Genomic DNA, 18,029 nt, shown 5'->3' on the forward strand with positions numbered 1-18,029 from the left:
AGGAAGGTTCACTTTAATGAACCTTCCTCTTTGTTTTTATTCTCTTTTTGAAGTGTATGCCAAGACTCTAAAATCTCTGATGTAACGAGAGCAGCGATGTTTTTTTCTGAATTACTACCAGGAATAACGACAGAAACGGCAATTTGTGGATCTTCGGTAGGAGCATATGCAATGAAAAGAGAATGATTTATCATTCTTTCTTGCTCATTCGGAAAACCTGTAATACCTGTTTTACCTGCGACGTCAAAGGGCAACTTTTTAATTTCCTCTATATTTTGACTCATTCCACCTTGCACGACACTCCAAAAGTTCATCGGGTAACGATTTGAACTTTCTAAAATTGGTTTAAACTTTTTTGTTTTCTTACCGTCCGGACTAATAATTGCACTTACAGTTTGAGGTTTATATTTATCACCTTTACTTGCCAAAGTTGCTGCATATTGAGCGAGTTGAAGAGGGGTATGCACTTCATTTCCTCCCCAAGAGGCGTTTAATAAAGCGGAGATTCCATTTTCAAACTTATTAGATGGATGGAATTCATATTGTCCGTCTTCTTCAAAGGGTAAATCAATCCCGGTTTTAGAACGTAGGCCGAATTGCATTAAATAATCTGTCCATATATGTGCTACTTTTTCTATATTCCCATTATTTTGGTTGAATAGGGGCAGAGCTACTTTTGCTGTCATAAATGTGTTAGATGAATTAATGATAGCCTGCCTCGGTGTAATCTCACCTGTTGGCGTTCCAGGTGCATTCGTAATGTTATTTTGATTATCATACTGAAAAGTCCCTTTATCTAAATAAGTATCTTCGGGTTGGAAAAGCTTTTCGTTTAATCCAATTAAAATAGTGAGTGGTTTTATAGTAGAAGCCATATTTACATAAGATTCACCATACTTTAATTTTTGAATTGCTTTATTTTGCGAAAGAGAGTTAATGTTTTCTTTTCTAGAAGATACACGTGTATTTAATATATTTGGATCAAAAACTGCCGTGTTGGCCATAGTTAAAATTGCGCCAGTTTTTGCATCGCTTACTACAGCATAACCAGCTTTAGCATCGGGTGTTTTCTTAATTTGAGATCTTAATGCTTCTTCTGCCTTTTGCTGCAACTCAGAGTCTAAAGCTAGCCGTACATCTTTACCTATTTGTACTTTTTGAATGTTCCATAAGAACTTTTTATTATTCAATTTAAAAATAAGAGTTTTACCTGGTTTTCCTTTTAAATCATTTTCATATTGCAGCTCAATCCCGCTTTTTCCAACAAGCATATGCTTTGAATTAAGGTCATTTTCTACATACCCAATTACTTGTGAACCAATTTCGTGTTTAGGATAATATCGAATCCATTCATCTTTAATTATTACATTATTGGGTTTGTTTTTGTTTATGAATGCAAGTTCATTCTCAGTTATATCAGAGTATAACGGTATATCATTCATAGTCTGCTTTTTACAAGATTGTTGTAATTGAGATTTTATGTTCTCTGTAGAAATATCATGTTGAAACTCGCTTGAAAATTGATTAAAAAAAGCTAATGTGTTTGATGTATCTTGTTTCGATAGCTTTTCATCATTAGAAGTGCAATATAGAGACTTAACTTTCTTATTTGTAGCTAGTATTACACCATTTTGATCAAAAATCTTTCCTCTTTCAGCTGAAGAAGTTGCGATAGTAATTGAAATGAAGTTGATTTTTAATAAAATTAGTAAAATCAAACCTACAATAGAAAGAACCGTAAAAAATCTCCATCTTTTTGTATGTAACATATAACCCTCCCTTATGTAGCCTATTTTATCTTATATTTAATTATTTTTTTTGTAAATGTGGAACAACTTTATTGTTTAGGTTGTCTATTAAGTATTAAAGCATGAAGAAAGGAATAATTAACATGAAAATTTACTAGCAAGTCTATATGTAAGTTTAATAAGAGTCATTATACAGTTTAGCACTTCTAATGCAAGCGGCAAAAAAATAGAGAGAAAACAAGAAGGGAGAGTTATTAATGCCGTAGCTAAACGAAAAAGAATGGATGCTTACAAGGATTAAGCAAAAAATTGAGGCGATATTTATAACCGATTATCGGTATCTAATATATAAGAAATGCTTTTAGTATTTGTAGCAATTTCTGAAAGGATTAAATGGAGGATTTATGAAAGAACAAAAAGGCAAGAAGCAGAAGTCATATATATCTATTCGATTAAATATAATGTTCCTTTGCATATTTCTACTATTCTCAGCTATTATTATGCAGCTAGGAAAGGTACAAATCGTTGAGGGAGAGGCTTATAAGAACCAAGTGGAAAGTAGTCAAAATGCAATAACTAGTATTCCAGTTCCACGTGGACAAATTTTAGATCGAGAAGGGAAAACAGTTGTTAATAATAAATCTCTTCGCACAATTACGTATACAAGGGTGAAGGGAATTACGAGTGAAGATATTTTAAAAACAGCAAAAGACTTGGCGAAAGTACTTGAAATGCCTGAACAAGATATAAATAAATTAACAGATATCGATAAAAAAGATTTTTGGATGCAGTTGAATTCGAAACGTGCGGAGACAAAGATTACTAAGAAAGATATAGAAAAGTTTAAAGAAAAGGGTATAGAGGGAAAAGAGTTAGATAAAAAAATAGAAGACTTAAGACGAGGTCGCGTTACAGAGGTAGAATTAGCAGAATTAACAGCACAAGATTTAAAGGTGTTAGCTATTAAAAGTAAAATGGGTTCAGGTTATCAACTAACACCACAAATCATTAAAAAAGATGTAACAGATGAAGAGTATGCGCGGATAAGCGAAAATCTTGCGAATTTTCCAGGAGTAGATGCAACTGTTGATTGGGAACGTAATTATGTAAACGGTAATTTATTTCGTTCTGTATTAGGAAATATTACGAGTAGTGAAGAAGGATTACCGAAAGAAAATTTAGATTCTTATTTAGTACGTGGATATAACCGTAATGATCGTGTTGGAAAAAGTTATATTGAACAACGATATGAAGATGTATTACACGGAACAAAAGAAGAAGTGAAAAATATTACTGATAAATCAGGAAACATTGTTAGCACAGAAATAATCTCTAAAGGAAAAAGTGGTAATAGTTTAACATTAACGATTGATATGGAATTACAAAAGAAAGTGGAAGAAAGTATAGAGAAAAACTTGAGAGCTTTTAAAAGTTCAGAGCCACTTCTCGATCGAGCTTTTGTTGTCATGACGAATCCAAATAACGGACAAATTTTATCAATGGCAGGCAAAAAGATTGTAGAAAAAAAAGGGAAAATAGAGTTTGAGGATTTGGCATTAGGTAATATGACAACTTCGTATGAGCTAGGGTCAGCTGTAAAAGGTGCTACTTTATTAACTGGATATGAGACAGGGGCAATACATCCAGGAGATCAATTTTATGACGCGCCGATGAAATTTAAAGGTACACAAGCTAAGAAATCGTGGAATGTATCCGGATTTGGTAATATTAATGATTTACGGGCTTTACAAGTATCTTCGAATGTATACATGTTCCAGACAGCTTTAAAAATTGCCGGAGTTAATTACGTACCAAATGGATCATTGGATATTAAACAAGGAGCCTTTGATACGATGCGCTATTATTTCAAGCAATTTGGTTTAGGTGTCCCAACAGGTATTGATTTACCGAATGAAATAATTGGACAAACGAGAAAAGTAGATAGTCAACCTGGGTTTTTACTAGATTTTTCTATTGGTCAGTATGATACGTATACGCCGTTGCAATTAGCGCAATATGTTTCAACGATTGCGAATGGTGGTTATAGAATGCAACCTCAAATTGTACAAGAAATACGAGAACAATCAATAAAAGAAGAGGTTGGAAAAGTTATACGTTCCATAGAGCCTGTCGTATTAAATCGAATTGATATGAAGAAAGAACATATTGATCGGATAAAAGAAGGGTTTAGATGGGTATTCCAAGAAGGTGATGGAACTGGCGTGAAATATTTCAAAAATGCGCCATATAAACCAGCAGGAAAGACAGGAACAGCCCAAACTGTATATGGTGGAGATGACCCAATTGGCAGAAATGCAAAAGGAGAACGTATGGAATGTTACAACTTAACGTTAGTTGGATATGCTCCATATGATAATCCAGAAGTAGCATTTTCCGTAGTAGTTCCATGGCTTCATGATGATAAAAATGGAATTAATTCTATAATTGGAAAGGAAGTATTAGATGTATACTTTGATTTGAAACAGCAACGTATATATGGTGAATCTACTAGTACAGGTAGTTCTAAGCAAAATTAGAGTACTTTTCTCAGGGAAGAGAACCTGTTTATATAAAGCCATTTATAAGTAAAAAAATGAAATGTGAAATCAGAGATAGCGGCGATCATAGCTACTATCTCTGATTTTGTTAATAACTCTCATACTAGCTATAAATTTTTTTCAGTTTATGGAACAAATTTGGTTCGATGATTGTCTATTATGTGTACGTATAAAAAGGTGCTAAAAATTTGGAAGGAATGATGGTTTTGAAAAATAAGAGGATGCTAAAAATAGGAATATGCGTTGGTATATTAGGTTTAAGTCTTACAAGCCTAGAAGCTTTTCCAGGAGGATCACTGCAAGTTGAAGCGAAAGAAAAGACTGGACAAGTGAAACATAAAAATCAGGCAACGCATAAAGAGTTCTCTCAACTTGAGAAAAAATTTGATGCTCGATTAGGTGTATATGCGATTGATACTGGTACAAATCAAACAATCTCTTATCGACCTAACGAAAGATTTGCCTTCGCATCAACCTACAAGGCTTTAGCTGCAGGAGTATTACTACAGCAAAACTCAATTGATACATTAAATGAAGTAATCACATTTACGAAAGAAGACTTAGTGGATTATTCACCCGTTACAGAGAAACATGTAGATACTGGGATGAAACTAGGAGAAATTGCTGAGGCTGCTGTTCGCTCAAGTGATAATACTGCAGGGAACATTTTATTTAATAAAATAGGCGGACCTAAAGGATATGAAAAAGCGCTTAGAAAGATGGGGGATCGGATTACTATGTCTGATCGCTTTGAAACAGAATTAAACGAAGCTATTCCAGGAGACATTCGTGACACTAGTACAGCGAGAGCAATTGCTACGAATCTTAAAGCTTTTACGGTCGGAAATGCACTTCCTGCTGAAAAACGTAAAATTCTTACAGAGTGGATGAAAGGGAATGCTACAGGGGACAAACTTATTCGTGCAGGCGTACCAACTGACTGGGTAGTTGGAGATAAATCAGGTGCTGGCAGTTATGGGACAAGAAATGATATTGCTATCGTTTGGCCTCCAAATAGAGCACCAATTATCATCGCAATTTTATCTAGTAAAGATGAGAAAGAGGCTACCTATGATAATCAACTCATTGCAGAGGCAACTGAAGTTATAGTTAAGGCTCTTAAATAATAATCTCTCAATGCTTTATGTAATATAATTAAAAATAAGAACTTGGAAAGCGATTCTTTTTAATGTGAAAAGAATCGCTTTTTTATAAGCATGTAAACTATTTATACCTATGTAATATAAAGATATAATTAATGTAGAAAAGAGGGTGAATAGTTATGGAGAATGACAATCAAGTTTTTTGGAGAACAGATTGTCTTATTTTGAGAAGGTTTAGTATGGATGACACTAACTACTTTCATTTTTATCGTTCTAATCCAGAAGTGGCTAAATTTCAGTCATGGGTTAATTATCAATATCATGAGGCTAAAACGTTTGTAAATGAACAAGTTAAAAATAATCCTAATCTACCAGGTACTTGGTTCCAGTTCGCAATTGCTTTGGCTGAAAATAACAAAATAATTGGAGATTGCGCACTTCACACACTTGTAAATGAACCACGCATCGTAGAAATCGGATTTACTCTTTCTCCAGAATATCAGGGAAAAGGCTATGCAACTGAAGCTGTTTGTGCCTTATTGAGTTACATATTTCATTCATTAGGAAAACATAAGGTGATTGCATTTTCGGACGTTCGAAATAATAAGTCTATTTCTGTACTAGAACGAGTGGGGATGAGGAGAGAAGGTCATTTATTGCAGAATTACATGCTAAAAGGCCAGTGGATTGATGAATATCAATATTCAATATTGAAGTCTGAATGGAAGGACGCTACATAATTATAAAATTTAGAAACAAAGTATGATGGCTGTAAATTAAAATACTATAAAAATAACGTTATAAAAAAAGATCCTAGTGTGTACTAGGGTCTTTTTATGTTATCGATTTACTTCATCTTTTGATCCCGTTAAAGCCCGATTGGTGAGGGCTAATAATGAGTGAGGGATGAACAAAACCACCACTCATTAAAGTTTCACTTTATAATAACCATATTTTACAACTTGCCTATTTTCTTCAATAGCATGTGTTCCAGCAATATCGGCAATATCAACTACAATCGTATTTTGTAAGATATTAACTACACAACCTGTTAATTGTAAGGTGGAGTTATTATGATAGGGAAATTGTACGTAGGAACCAATTGTAACGTTATTTTTTGTCTCCATATGATAAACGAATGAAGATAAAAATACAAGAGTGAAAAGAGAGAATATATCGAATAAATTAACCTTGATTAAGCGTATTTTAACTAATTTTCAAACCATGAAAACATTGCAAACTAGGGTGTTTGTAAAACTTACTTATTTTATAAAAAACTTAAATAATCCTACATTATGTATCTTTTTTTAATAGAAAGAAATAATATTAATCAATGGAATTTTACTTAAGTTTTAGGTATATTATAATTGACCAAATGAGTATATCGGTCAGTCGGTGTTGTTTTGGGATTTGTAAAGTAGTGTTCATTATGCTTATGGAATTGATTTCATGAACTACGGTTTTGATATTGTGTGATAGGTAAGTGGGCGGAAGTAAATTTAAACTCTTGGGAGGTAGAACAGCCAGTAGTTTCTGTGTGCGGTCTATTAACAATAATTGCATGGTGTTTAAATGGTAAAGTGGATAACGTATTTAATAGGCTAACGCATGATTAGTAGTTATAAGAATTCATACATATACGGTATACCCTCGGGTTAAGTATAGGAAGTTATAGTTTGAGAGAAGTTACATAGTAGGTGTGACACTAAGACTAAAGAAGCTGATGTAATCATGAAATGACAAAAAGAGAAAAATGTGAGAAATGAGGAATTGAGATGGGAAGTATAAGGAATAAAAATGTTAATAAATTGAAAAGGATTTCACAAGCAATTTTGATTGTTATTGGAGCGTTCATAACCGCATATGGATTAGAGGCTGTACTTATTCCTAATAATGTCTCAGATGGTGGTGTAACAGGTATAAGTATTGTTAGTTCTCAGTTATTTGGGTTACCATTAGGTCTTTTAATTGGAATTATTAATATTCCATTTGTTTGGCTAGGTTATAAACAAATCGGTAGAGGATTTGCAATTTATTCAGTAATTGGTATTGTATCACTTGCAATAGGTACTGTGGTTATGCATAATGTGCCTACAATTATTGAAGGAGATACATTGTTAGTTACAGTTGTTGGTGGTGTGATTATCGGCTTTGGTATGGGATTGGCACTTCGTAATGGTGGGGCGTTAGATGGAATTGATATGTTAGCGGTATTATTGTCTAGAAGATTACCGTTTGGCACAAGTGATCTTATTTTGTTTTTAAATATGTTCGTATTTATTTTTGTGTCAACAGTATTCGGTCTTCAAGGTGGAATTTTATCAGCAATTGCTTACTTTATTGCTTCTAAAGTAATTCATATTATTGAAGTAGGATTAAGTGGCTCTAAAACATTTAAAATTGTTACAAAAGAACCTAAATTAATGATAGATACAATTTGGGATCGTCTTGGGAGAAATGCAATCTATAATGAAATGTATGGTGGCTTTTCGAAAGAAGCTTATAAAGAAGTTAGCTGTGTTATCAGTCGTTTAGAAGAGAATAAAATGAAGGAACTTATTCATGAAATTGATGAAAATGCTTTTGTCACTGTATATGATGTTGCGGAAGTACAAGGCGGAAACTTTAAAAAGCATGATATCCATTAAGGGTATTAACTAACTTAAATATTTTATACATAGTTGATTATTGAAAAAGATAAAAACCTCACCACATATAGATAGACAACTGATATGTACTAAGATGTACAACTGCAAGGTACATAGAACTAAAACTAAGATATTCATACGAACTCAAAAAGCCGAAATTCCTTAACTTGGGAATTTCGGCTTTAATGTTATATGATAGAGTTACGATTAGAACAGAAATGGGCATGTTTACTTCAACAGAGTGATATAAGTTCTTCAATTCCTATAATTAGAAACTTGTACTTGATTATCGTAGTTAAATTGATTTCACTTTAAAAGAGAACCGTTAGATAAAAAAAGAAAAATCTATTGGAATGTTTTTGAGAATTGTAGTACTGATTAAGGTTTTAGGAGGGAATATGAGCAAGAAGATTAAAAGAAGTGTATTACTTATTGCTACGTTAGTAGGTTGTATTATCTTTTTATATTTACAGAACAATTTAATAAGTATAACTGAGGTTAAAATAACCTCTAGTAAAATACCCTCCTCTTTTAAAGGGTATAAAATTCTACAAATTTCAGACTTACACAATAAACAATTTGGCGATAATCAAGATGTGTTAATTCAAAAAATTAAAAGCATAGATCCAGATATTATTGCGATTACGGGTGATTTAATTGACAGTAAATCATACGATGCAGAAGTTAGTATGCAATTAATACGAGAAATTGTAAAGAAGTATCCTGTATATTTTGTGACAGGAAACCATGAACAATGGTCTGGAAAGTATAACCGTTTAGAAAAAGAGTTGAAGAAATATGATGTCAATGTTTTAAGGAATGAATATGTAGGCATTCAAAAGGGTGAGCAAGAAATAAACTTGTTAGGTATTGATGATCCAGAGTTTGTTACTGGAAACCGTGATGAAGGAAATATTATAATAGATGAAATTAAAAAGGCGAAAATTGAAATGCAGCCAGATAGATATAATGTATTATTATCCCATAGGCCTGAATTTTTGACAGAGTATGCTGATGAGCAAATAGATTTAGTGTTATCAGGGCATGCTCATGGAGGGCAAGTTAGATTGCCATTTATCGGAGGATTAGTTGCGCCAAATCAAGGTGTTTTACCTAAATATACAGCTGGTTTATATGTAGAACAAAGTGCATCAATGGTAGTGAGTAGAGGATTAGGAAATAGTATCATTCCGCAAAGAATTTTGAATAGGCCAGAAATTGTAGTCGTGCAGCTAAATTAAGCTGTACGATTTTTTTATACAAAAATGAGTAAAGGGGCTTTATGTATTTTGTACGAGTTTACATTACAATTTTGTTAAAAATTTTCTACGTTACATAAAGTAACAAAATTTGACCCTGAGTGTTTGTTATAGTGTAAATAATCAAAAAACTTAAAATTTGTCGAGTGAAAATTGTGATAAGTAATTCGTATAAAAAACTTAAAGGGGTGTACACATGCATAAAGAATATGAAATTGAAGAATACACGGCTATTGAGGAACAAATCCATTATTATTGTAAATGTTTATTAGTAAGTCATCCTGATCAAATAATAAAGTATTTAGAAAAAAGGTTAGAAAAATATGCAGAAACATTACAATATGCACATTTATATCCTGACACAGTTATTTTACCGTTACAGCAATTAGTTATTGAATATTCTTTAGACGTTGCTAGAATTCGGAAGTATATGAATTTAAAAACGTAAAGTGAAATTTATAGTTTAAATGAAACAGAGTCGACTTTAGGAAATGAAATTCTAATGTCGACTCTGTTTCATTGTTTAATATCGTTGATTGAACATACATACTAATCAACGGAGTTTGACATATAATTAAGCAAGAGTAAAATAAAAGTGAGTACTCACTCATTTTATTAAAAAAGGAGGATGAAACGTGCAAGAACCTTCAATTATTTTACGGACTGTATCAAAAAGTTTTGGGAAAAAAGAAGTGTTACACAATCTTTCATTGCAAGTTGAAAAAGCAGAGATTTTTGGTTTTGTTGGACCTTCTGGATCGGGGAAAACAACGCTCATTAAAATGATTGCAGGTATTAATGAGGCAACGAAAGGTGAAGTGCTTGTTAATAATACTAATATGCCTAATTTAAATGAAATGAAAAGAATTGGTTATATGGCCCAGGCGGATGCATTATATGAAGAATTGTCAGCATATGAAAATGCAGATTTTATAGCAACGATGTATGGACTAAAGGGAAAACGTAAAAAGACAAGAATTGCAGAAGTTTTTGAACTTGTACAATTATCACAGTATATGAAAAAGCAAGTACAACAATTTTCAGGTGGAATGAAAAAACGCTTATCATTAGCAATAGCACTCCTGCACGAACCAGAAATATTAATTTTAGATGAGCCTACAGTGGGGATAGATCCGCTTCTTAGAAAAACGATTTGGGAAAAGTTTTATGATCTTAAAAAGAAAGGTACAACGATTATTGTAACGACGCACATTATGGATGAAGCTGAATTTTGTGAGCGTCTAGGATTAATTAGAGAAGGGAAACTAGTTGCGGTTGGAACAACTGAAGAATTGAAAAAACGCGTGTCATCTGGACGGATTGAAGATGTCTTTTTGCTGGAAGAGGTGGTGTCATCATGAGAGTTACTGGTGTAATCATTCGTATTATTCGCCAATTTTTTCGAGATAAGCGTTCGTTAGCGATGATGTTTGGGGCACCAATGTTATTACTTTGGCTATTATCGCTAGTGTTTACACAAAAAGACTATATACCGCAAATTGCTGTTGTTGATATGCCCGATCAAATAGTAAAAGTGATGAAAGATCAAGAAGCATCAATTTATGAACACAGTAAAGAAAAGGCGATTTCTGAGTTAGAAAAACAAAAGGTAGATGCTGTACTTCGAATAGAGAATGGAAAAATGAAACTTCTGTTGGAAGGTAGTGATTCGTCAAAAAATCGTGCTGTACTTCAAGTATTGCAAAAAAGCACAGAGAAGAATGATGTTTCGATTATGAAGCCTGAAGTGAATTATTTACATGGCTCTAAAGACTTTTCGATGTTTGATGGGCTTGGTCCTGTATTAATTGGTTTCTTTACATTTTTCTTTGTATTTATATTATCAGGTGTATCTTTCGTAAGAGAACGTTTAAGTGGTACGCTTGAAAGGTTATTATCCACCCCAGTAAGAAGGTGGGAAATAGTCGCAGGTTATATTATTGGCTTTGGAATTTTTGCCTTTATACAATCCATTATTATCGTAAGTTTTTCCGTTTATATTTTAGATTTATACGTAGCTGGCTCCATATGGCTAACGCTACTTATTACATGTATGCTCTCTTTAACTGCACTAACATTAGGTACGTTTTTATCGGCATACGCAAATAATGAATTTCAAATGATTCAATTTATACCGCTTGTTATTGTGCCACAAATCTTCTTTTCTGGATTGTTTCCAATGGAATCTATGAATAAGTGGCTACAAATGTTAGGGAAAGCATTTCCACTCACATATGGCGCTGATGCAATGAGACAAGTGATGATTCGGAATCAAGGATTTAGAGAGATTGCATTAGATCTTACTGTATTATTACTTTTTTCAATATTATTTGCAGTAGGAAATGTATTTGCTTTAAAGAAACATCGCAAAATATAATAATGACAAAAAGGAGCTTTATAAATGCAGAAGGATTGGCTGGAGGAATTAATAGCCGCAACTAATACGGATAAACGAAATGAACGTCAAATGCGTATATTAGAGGCGGCTGTTGATATGTTTGGAGAAAAAGGATACGCTTCAACTTCAACAAGTGAAATTGCAAAACGGGCTGGTGTAGCGGAAGGAACAATCTTCCGCTACTATAAGACGAAAAAAGATCTATTACTAGCGGTCGTAATGCCAACTTTAACTAAGTTCGCTGCCCCATTTTTCGTACAAACCTTTGCAAAAGAAATATTTAAATCGGAGTATGAATCGTATGAAGGACTTTTAAGGGTTGTAATTCATAATAGATTTAAATTTGCCCAAAAACACTTCCCTATGATAAAAATATTAATTCAAGAAGTACCATTTCAACCAGAACTGAAAAATGAAATACAGCAATTAGTAGAAACAGAACTGTTTTCACATTTCAAAAAGTTGATTGTGAAATTTCAAGAAGAAGGGGAAATTATTGAGTTACCACCATCTTCCGTACTACGTCTTACTTTATCAGCTGTATTAGGATTACTCTTAACAAGATTTTTATTATTGCCTGAAGAAAAATGGGATGATGAAATGGAAATTGAAAATACGATTCAATTTATATTGTACGGATTAACGCCACGGAGGTAATGAAATGCGACAATTTGCAAAACCAACAATCGTTGTAAGTAAATGTTTAGAATTTGATGCCTGTCGATATAATGGAGAGATGATTCCAGATGTAACAATACGAAATTTGCAGCCGTTTGTTACATTTATACCTGTTTGTCCAGAAGTCGAGATTGGATTGGGGACTCCTCGTGAAACGATACGAATTGTAGAAGAAAATGGTGAGAATAGACTTGTGCAACCGTCGACACGAGAAGATGTAACTGAAAAAATGGAGCAGTTTTCAAATGACTTTTTACAAACGATATCGGATGTGGATGGTTTTATTTTAAAGAATCGTTCACCAAGTTGTGGTACGCGTGATGTGAAAATTTATTCTGGTTTTGAAAAAGCGCCAGCAAAGGGAAAAGGAGCTGGCTTATTTGGCGGAGCAGTAGTAAAAAAATTTTCGCATCTTCCTATTGAAGAGGAAGGCAGATTGTCGAATTTTATTATTAGAGAGCATTTCTTTACAAGGCTATTTACAATCGCATATTACAAAATGATTAAACACAATAAAAATATGAAAGAACTTGTATCGTTTCAGTCGGACAATAAATATTTATTTATGGCATATAATCAAGTGAAACAAAAGGAATTAGGGCGTATAATTGCAAATCACAAAAATGAAAAGATTGAAGTGGTATTTGAAAAATATGAGAAGACTTTATATGAATTATTTATGCGTGCGCCTCGTTATACATCGAATGTAAATGTATGCGAGCACATTTTTGGATATTTTAAAACAAAGTTAAAAAAACAAGAAAAAGATCATTTTATAGAACTGTTACAAAAGTATGCAGAAAAAAAAATACCACTTAGTAGTTTACTTACAATTTTAAAATCATGGGCTATTCGATTTGATGAAAAGTATTTATTAAGACAAACATATTTCGAACCATACCCTGAAGCATTAGTAGAAATTTCTGATTCCGGAAAAGGTAGAGATTATTAAACAATAAATTACATAATTCGACACAAAACCTCCTATGTTGTTGTAGAACAATGTAGGAATTTTTTTGTGCATTAGTACAGAATCTGTTTTAAAATTAAGTTATGACAGAATTGTAGCAATTGTCTAACTAATATTCTTGTCTTTTAAGTTGTTATGTTTGTAGTAGAAACTCGCACGCTGTCGAAACTCAATATTCGATAAGGGGTGTGTAGCGGAATGGAATTTACTCTAACTCGCGAAAAACAAATGATTAAAGAAATGGTACGTGACTTTGCTGAAAAGGAAATTGCACCGAAAGCTGTATATTATGACAAAACTGCAGAGTTTCCATATGAAACATTTCAAAAAATGGGCGAACTAGGATTACTAGGTATCCCATTCCCAGAAGAGTATGGAGGTTCAGGCGGCGATACGGTATCGTACGCATTAGCAGTTGAAGAAATTGGTCGCGCTTGTGGTGGCACTGGTTTAAGCTATGCTGCAACAATTTCATTAGGTGCTTCTCCAATTTATTATTTCGGTACAGAAGAACAAAAACAAAAGTATTTAGTTCCAATGGCGTCAGGTAAAACATTAGGTGCCTTCGGATTAACGGAGCCAAATGCTGGATCTGATGCAGGTGGTACTCAAACGAAAGCGGTATTAGATGGCGATGAGTATGTAATCAGTGGTGAGAAGTGTTGGATTACAAACGCAGAGTATGCAAATACAATTATTGTAACCGCTGTCAATGGCGTTGAAGAGAATGGTAGAAAACGTATTTCTGCATTTATCGTGCCTACTACGAGTGAAGGATTAACGATTTCAAGTCCATACGATAAGATGGGTGTTCGTGCTTCTAATACTTGTGAAATCGTACTTGATGGTGTTCGTGTACCGAAAGAAAATATTCTTGGTGATGTAAATAAAGGTTTTAAACAATTTTTATATACACTTGATGGAGGGCGTATTTCAATCGCAGCATTGGCAGTTGGTATTGCGCAATCAGCCTTTGAACGTGCATTGCAATATGCGAAAGAACGTCAACAATTTGGAAAGTCAATTTCTAATTTCCAAGCGATTCAATTTAAATTAGCTGATATGGCGACTGAAGTAGAGCTAGCACGCAATTTAGTACATAAAGCAGCTTGGTTAAAAGATAACGATAAACCTTTTGGCAAAGAAGCGGCAATGGCAAAACTATTTGCATCGGAAGCAGCAAGCCGTATTGCGAATCAAGCAGTACAGATTCATGGTGGATATGGTTATATGCGTGAATATGAAGTTGAACGACATATTCGTGATGCGAAACTATTAGAAATAGGTGAAGGAACTTCTGAAATTCAACGTCTCGTAATTGCTAGACATTTAGGATGTAGATAAAAGGGAGGAATCACTATGTTTCAAAAAATATTAATTGCGAATCGCGGGGAAATCGCTGTTCGTATTATGAAAACTTGTCAAAAACTTGGTATTCGCACTGTTGCTATTTATTCTGAAGCAGATGAAAATGCCCTTCATGTGAAAATGGCAAATGAAGCTTACTTAGTAGGTGGACCGCGTGTTCAAGAAAGTTATTTAAACCTTGAAAAAATTATTGAAATAGCTAAGAAGACAAATGCAGAAGCGATTCATCCGGGTTATGGTTTATTATCAGAGAATCCGTCTTTTCCGGTTCGCTGCAAAGAAGAAGGAATCGTATTTATCGGTCCTTCAGAAGAAATCATTACGAAGATGGGAAGTAAAATCGAATCACGTATCGCAATGCAAGCAGCAGATGTCCCAGTAGTCCCAGGTATTACTACAAATATTGAAACTGCAGAAGAAGCAATTGAAATTGCAAAACAAATTGGTTATCCATTAATGCTTAAGGCATCCGCAGGCGGCGGAGGCATTGGTATGCAGTTGATGGAAACTGAGCAAACGCTCACCAAAGCGTTTGAAAGTAATAAAACAAGAGCGCAAAACTTCTTCGGTAACGGAGAAATGTATTTAGAGCGATATATAGCAGACGCGCATCATATTGAAATTCAGCTTTTAGCAGATACACATGGTAACACAGTGTATTTATGGGAGCGTGAATGTTCGGTACAGCGCCGAAATCAAAAAGTAATCGAAGAAGCACCTTCACCATTTTTAGATGAAGGTACACGAAAGGCGATGGGAGAAGTTGCTGTACAAGCTGCCAAAGCACTTGGCTATACAAATGCAGGTACAGTTGAGTTTCTTGTAGATGATCAGAAGAATTTCTATTTCTTAGAGATGAATACGAGATTACAAGTAGAACATCCAGTTACAGAAGAAATTACTGGTTTAGACCTTGTCGAACAACAACTGCTGATTGCAAGTGGTGAGAAACTATCATTTACACAGGATGATGTAAAACGTAGTGGTCATGCCATTGAAGCTCGTATTTATGCAGAGGATCCGAAAACATTCTTCCCGTCACCTGGAAAAATTACAGATTTAACATTACCGTCAAATGTACGGATCGATCACTTCTTAGAAAATCATGTAACGATTACACCTTTCTATGATCCAATGATTGCGAAAGTCATTGCACATGGCGAAACTCGTGAAGAAGCAATTTCGAAATTACATGATGCTCTAGAAGAATTAAAAGTAGAAGGTATTAAAACGAACACACCAATGCTACTGCAAGTTTTGGAAGACGAAGTGTTCAAAGAGGGTATTTATACAACGGGTTTTGTAACGAAACAACTCGTTAAAAAATAAGATTTAACAATATTAAGGGGGAAAAAATGATGACGAAAGTATATGCATCGATGGCAGGAAACGTTTGGAAGATTGTTGTAGGAGTAGGAGATACAGTAGAGGAAGAACAGGATGTCGTCATTTTGGAATCTATGAAAATGGAAATTCCAATCATTTCAGAAGAAGCTGGCACAGTTATGAAAATTAATGTGCAAGAAGGCGATTTTGTAAATGAAGGAGATGTATTATTAGAAATTGAATAGGGAGATATAGGGGGAAGCGAATTGAAACTACCTAATTTTGCTGTCATTAAAGAAGTCGGGCCACGTGATGGCTTACAAAATGAAAAAAAGATTGTTGGCACAAAAGATAAAGTAAAATGGATTCAACTACTTACAGAAGCAGGATTGTCGTATGTTGAAGTTTCCTCATTCGTTCACCCAAAATGGGTCCCTGCATTAGCAGATGCAAATGATGTATTTTCTGAGCTGAAAAGGGATCCAAATGTTACATATGCTGCGCTTGTTCCGAATCAAAATGGTTTGGAACGAGCTTTTTTGCAAAATGTAGATGAGGTGAATGTTTTTTTATCAGCAAGTGAATCTCATAATAAAAGTAATATTAATAAATCGATTAAAGAAGCATTAGTTGTAATTGAAGATATAACAAAACAGGCATTATTCGAAGGGAAAAAGGTAAGAGGCTATGTTTCTACTGTATTTGGATGTCCTTATGAAGGGGATATAAGTCACGCAGCAGTTGACGAATTATGTAATCAACTATTTTCATACGGCATTTATGAAGTTTCTCTTGGGGATACAATCGGTGTAGCGAATCCATTACAAGTAGAACAAGTATTAGAACATCTATTAAAGAAGTATGATGCTTCGCAGTTTGCAATGCATTTTCATAATACGTATGGAATGGCTCTAGCGAATGTAGTTAAATCATTAGAATACGGTATTACAACGTTTGATAGTTCTTGTGGTGGACTCGGGGGCTGCCCTTATGCACCAGGAGCATCAGGTAATGTTGCTACTGATGACCTAGTACATATGCTCCATAAATTAGGAGTCCAAACGAATATAGACGAAGAAAAGTTATTGAGAGCTAGTCAATTTATTCAAAGTAAGTTAAATATCCAATTACCGAGTCATGTGTATAGAGCGCTTCAACATAAAACGATAAGTAGGTGAGAAGATGCTACAATTACAAAACATTTCAGTTGATTATGTAACACCTCACGTTGTAAAGATTTCGTTATATCGTGAAAGACAAGCAAACTCATTATCTTTAGCGTTATTAGAAGAGTTACAAAACATATTAACTCAAATAAGTGAAGAGTCCAATACGCGTGTAGTTATTCTAACAGGTGCTGGTGAAAAAGCGTTTTGTGCTGGTGCTGATTTAAAAGAACGTGCTGGTATGAATGAAGAACAAGTTCGCCATGCTGTTAGTATGATTCGCACTACTATGGAAATGGTTGAACAATTACCACAGCCAGTTATCGCGGCTATAAATGGAATCGCCCTTGGTGGTGGTACAGAATTAAGTTTAGCTTGTGATTTTAGAATTGCGACTGAATCTGCAAGTCTTGGTCTTACTGAAACGACACTTGCAATTATACCAGGAGCAGGTGGTACGCAGCGTTTGCCAAGATTAATTGGTGTTGGTAGAGCGAAAGAATTAATTTATACAGGAAGACGTATTTCAGCGCAAGAAGCAAAAGAATATGGTCTAGTAGAATTTGTTGTACCAGCTAATTTACTTGAAGAGAAAGCGATTGAAATAGCAGAAAGAATTGCTAGTAATGGACCTATTGCTGTTCGATTAGCAAAAGAAGCGATTTCAAACGGTATTCAAGTTGATTTACATACCGGATTACAAATGGAAAAACAAGCGTATGAAGGTGTAATCCATACGAAAGATAGATTAGAAGGATTACAAGCATTCAAGGAAAAACGCACACCAACGTATAAGGGGGAGTAAAT

General features: G+C 34.1%; 17 protein-coding genes. 15 read left to right on the forward strand and 2 right to left on the reverse strand.

All coding sequences use genetic code 11. The features are described from left to right. Positions 1-8: 8 nt before the first annotated feature. Positions 9-1,769 (reverse strand): peptidoglycan D,D-transpeptidase FtsI family protein, encoded by a 1,761-nt coding sequence (locus tag AC241_RS12320; protein WP_050843636.1) that lies wholly within the window; start codon positions 1,767-1,769, stop codon positions 9-11. A 383-nt stretch (positions 1,770-2,152) separates the two neighbouring features. Between AC241_RS12320 and AC241_RS12325 the strand changes: the two genes are divergently transcribed. From AC241_RS12325 to AC241_RS12335, 3 genes are all read left to right on the forward strand, one after another. Then, positions 2,153-4,285: a peptidoglycan D,D-transpeptidase FtsI family protein gene (locus tag AC241_RS12325; RefSeq protein ID WP_050843638.1), complete on the forward strand. Its 2,133-nt coding sequence runs from the start codon at positions 2,153-2,155 to the stop codon at positions 4,283-4,285. Between the two features lie 221 nt (positions 4,286-4,506). Then, positions 4,507-5,433, forward strand: a complete 927-nt coding sequence (bla, locus tag AC241_RS12330) for a class A beta-lactamase Bla1 (protein WP_042968999.1) — start codon at positions 4,507-4,509, stop codon at positions 5,431-5,433. Between the two features lie 155 nt (positions 5,434-5,588). Next, positions 5,589-6,149, forward strand: a complete 561-nt coding sequence (locus AC241_RS12335; protein WP_016081574.1) for a GNAT family N-acetyltransferase — start codon at positions 5,589-5,591, stop codon at positions 6,147-6,149. A gap of 186 nt (positions 6,150-6,335) precedes the next feature. On the opposite strand, the gene AC241_RS32890 is transcribed toward AC241_RS12335, so the two are convergent. Then, positions 6,336-6,536 (reverse strand): DUF2187 domain-containing protein, encoded by a 201-nt coding sequence (locus AC241_RS32890; RefSeq protein ID WP_080681815.1) that lies wholly within the window; start codon positions 6,534-6,536, stop codon positions 6,336-6,338. Between the two features lie 648 nt (positions 6,537-7,184). On the opposite strand from AC241_RS32890, the gene AC241_RS12340 reads away from it, so the two are divergent. From AC241_RS12340 to AC241_RS12395, 12 genes are all read left to right on the forward strand, one after another. Further along, complete coding sequence (locus tag AC241_RS12340) at positions 7,185-8,057, forward strand: YitT family protein (RefSeq protein ID WP_016081573.1); 873 nt, start codon at positions 7,185-7,187, stop codon at positions 8,055-8,057. Positions 8,058-8,455: 398 nt separating this feature from the next. Continuing rightward, positions 8,456-9,298 (forward strand): metallophosphoesterase, encoded by an 843-nt coding sequence (locus tag AC241_RS12345; protein ID WP_050843640.1) that lies wholly within the window; start codon positions 8,456-8,458, stop codon positions 9,296-9,298. A 214-nt stretch (positions 9,299-9,512) separates the two neighbouring features. Then, positions 9,513-9,764, forward strand: coding sequence for a hypothetical protein (locus tag AC241_RS12350; protein WP_000548621.1), 252 nt, complete (start codon positions 9,513-9,515; stop codon positions 9,762-9,764). Between the two features lie 187 nt (positions 9,765-9,951). After that, on the forward strand, positions 9,952-10,677 hold the full coding sequence (locus AC241_RS12355) for an ABC transporter ATP-binding protein (RefSeq protein ID WP_029442757.1): 726 nt from the start codon (positions 9,952-9,954) through the stop codon (positions 10,675-10,677). Next, complete coding sequence (locus tag AC241_RS12360; protein WP_016081570.1) at positions 10,674-11,693, forward strand: ABC transporter permease; 1,020 nt, start codon at positions 10,674-10,676, stop codon at positions 11,691-11,693. Before AC241_RS12355 ends, AC241_RS12360 begins: the two co-directional genes overlap by 4 nt. Before the next feature lie 24 nt (positions 11,694-11,717). Continuing rightward, complete coding sequence (locus AC241_RS12365) at positions 11,718-12,371, forward strand: TetR/AcrR family transcriptional regulator (protein WP_016081569.1); 654 nt, start codon at positions 11,718-11,720, stop codon at positions 12,369-12,371. 4 nt (positions 12,372-12,375) lie between these two features. Next, a complete protein-coding gene (locus AC241_RS12370; protein ID WP_050843642.1) occupies positions 12,376-13,344 on the forward strand; it encodes a YbgA family protein in 969 nt (322 codons plus the stop codon). 216 nt (positions 13,345-13,560) lie between these two features. Then, positions 13,561-14,706, forward strand: coding sequence for an acyl-CoA dehydrogenase (locus tag AC241_RS12375; RefSeq protein ID WP_000397282.1), 1,146 nt, complete (start codon positions 13,561-13,563; stop codon positions 14,704-14,706). Between the two features lie 15 nt (positions 14,707-14,721). Then, positions 14,722-16,059 carry an acetyl-CoA carboxylase biotin carboxylase subunit gene (locus AC241_RS12380; protein ID WP_000486742.1) on the forward strand — a complete coding sequence of 446 codons (1,338 nt, stop codon included), beginning with the start codon at positions 14,722-14,724 and terminating at the stop codon, positions 16,057-16,059. A gap of 26 nt (positions 16,060-16,085) precedes the next feature. Continuing rightward, positions 16,086-16,301: an acetyl-CoA carboxylase biotin carboxyl carrier protein subunit gene (locus tag AC241_RS12385; RefSeq protein ID WP_001987345.1), complete on the forward strand. Its 216-nt coding sequence runs from the start codon at positions 16,086-16,088 to the stop codon at positions 16,299-16,301. A 21-nt stretch (positions 16,302-16,322) separates the two neighbouring features. Then, positions 16,323-17,234: a hydroxymethylglutaryl-CoA lyase gene (gene mvaB / locus AC241_RS12390; RefSeq protein ID WP_016081565.1), complete on the forward strand. Its 912-nt coding sequence runs from the start codon at positions 16,323-16,325 to the stop codon at positions 17,232-17,234. A gap of 4 nt (positions 17,235-17,238) precedes the next feature. Continuing rightward, positions 17,239-18,027, forward strand: coding sequence for an enoyl-CoA hydratase (locus AC241_RS12395; protein ID WP_050843644.1), 789 nt, complete (start codon positions 17,239-17,241; stop codon positions 18,025-18,027). The last annotated feature ends 2 nt before the right edge of the window (positions 18,028-18,029 follow it).

Source organism: Bacillus thuringiensis, assembly GCF_001182785.1.
Classification (GTDB): domain Bacteria; phylum Bacillota; class Bacilli; order Bacillales; family Bacillaceae_G; genus Bacillus_A; species Bacillus_A thuringiensis_S.

Excerpts from the sequence above, each read along its gene's own strand:
- AC241_RS12320 (WP_050843636.1), bottom strand. The coding sequence starts at position 1,769 with ATGTTACATACAAAAAGATGGAGATTTTTTACGGTTCTTTCTATTGTA.
- AC241_RS12325 (WP_050843638.1), top strand. The coding sequence starts at position 2,153 with ATGAAAGAACAAAAAGGCAAGAAGCAGAAGTCATATATATCTATTCGA.
- bla (WP_042968999.1), top strand. The coding sequence starts at position 4,507 with ATGGTTTTGAAAAATAAGAGGATGCTAAAAATAGGAATATGCGTTGGT.
- AC241_RS12335 (WP_016081574.1), top strand. The coding sequence starts at position 5,589 with ATGGAGAATGACAATCAAGTTTTTTGGAGAACAGATTGTCTTATTTTG.
- AC241_RS32890 (WP_080681815.1), bottom strand. The coding sequence starts at position 6,536 with ATGGAGACAAAAAATAACGTTACAATTGGTTCCTACGTACAATTTCCC.
- AC241_RS12340 (WP_016081573.1), top strand. The coding sequence starts at position 7,185 with ATGGGAAGTATAAGGAATAAAAATGTTAATAAATTGAAAAGGATTTCA.
- AC241_RS12345 (WP_050843640.1), top strand. The coding sequence starts at position 8,456 with ATGAGCAAGAAGATTAAAAGAAGTGTATTACTTATTGCTACGTTAGTA.
- AC241_RS12350 (WP_000548621.1), top strand. The coding sequence starts at position 9,513 with ATGCATAAAGAATATGAAATTGAAGAATACACGGCTATTGAGGAACAA.
- AC241_RS12360 (WP_016081570.1), top strand. The coding sequence starts at position 10,674 with ATGAGAGTTACTGGTGTAATCATTCGTATTATTCGCCAATTTTTTCGA.
- AC241_RS12365 (WP_016081569.1), top strand. The coding sequence starts at position 11,718 with ATGCAGAAGGATTGGCTGGAGGAATTAATAGCCGCAACTAATACGGAT.
- AC241_RS12370 (WP_050843642.1), top strand. The coding sequence starts at position 12,376 with ATGCGACAATTTGCAAAACCAACAATCGTTGTAAGTAAATGTTTAGAA.
- AC241_RS12375 (WP_000397282.1), top strand. The coding sequence starts at position 13,561 with ATGGAATTTACTCTAACTCGCGAAAAACAAATGATTAAAGAAATGGTA.
- AC241_RS12380 (WP_000486742.1), top strand. The coding sequence starts at position 14,722 with ATGTTTCAAAAAATATTAATTGCGAATCGCGGGGAAATCGCTGTTCGT.
- AC241_RS12385 (WP_001987345.1), top strand. The coding sequence starts at position 16,086 with ATGATGACGAAAGTATATGCATCGATGGCAGGAAACGTTTGGAAGATT.
- AC241_RS12395 (WP_050843644.1), top strand. The coding sequence starts at position 17,239 with ATGCTACAATTACAAAACATTTCAGTTGATTATGTAACACCTCACGTT.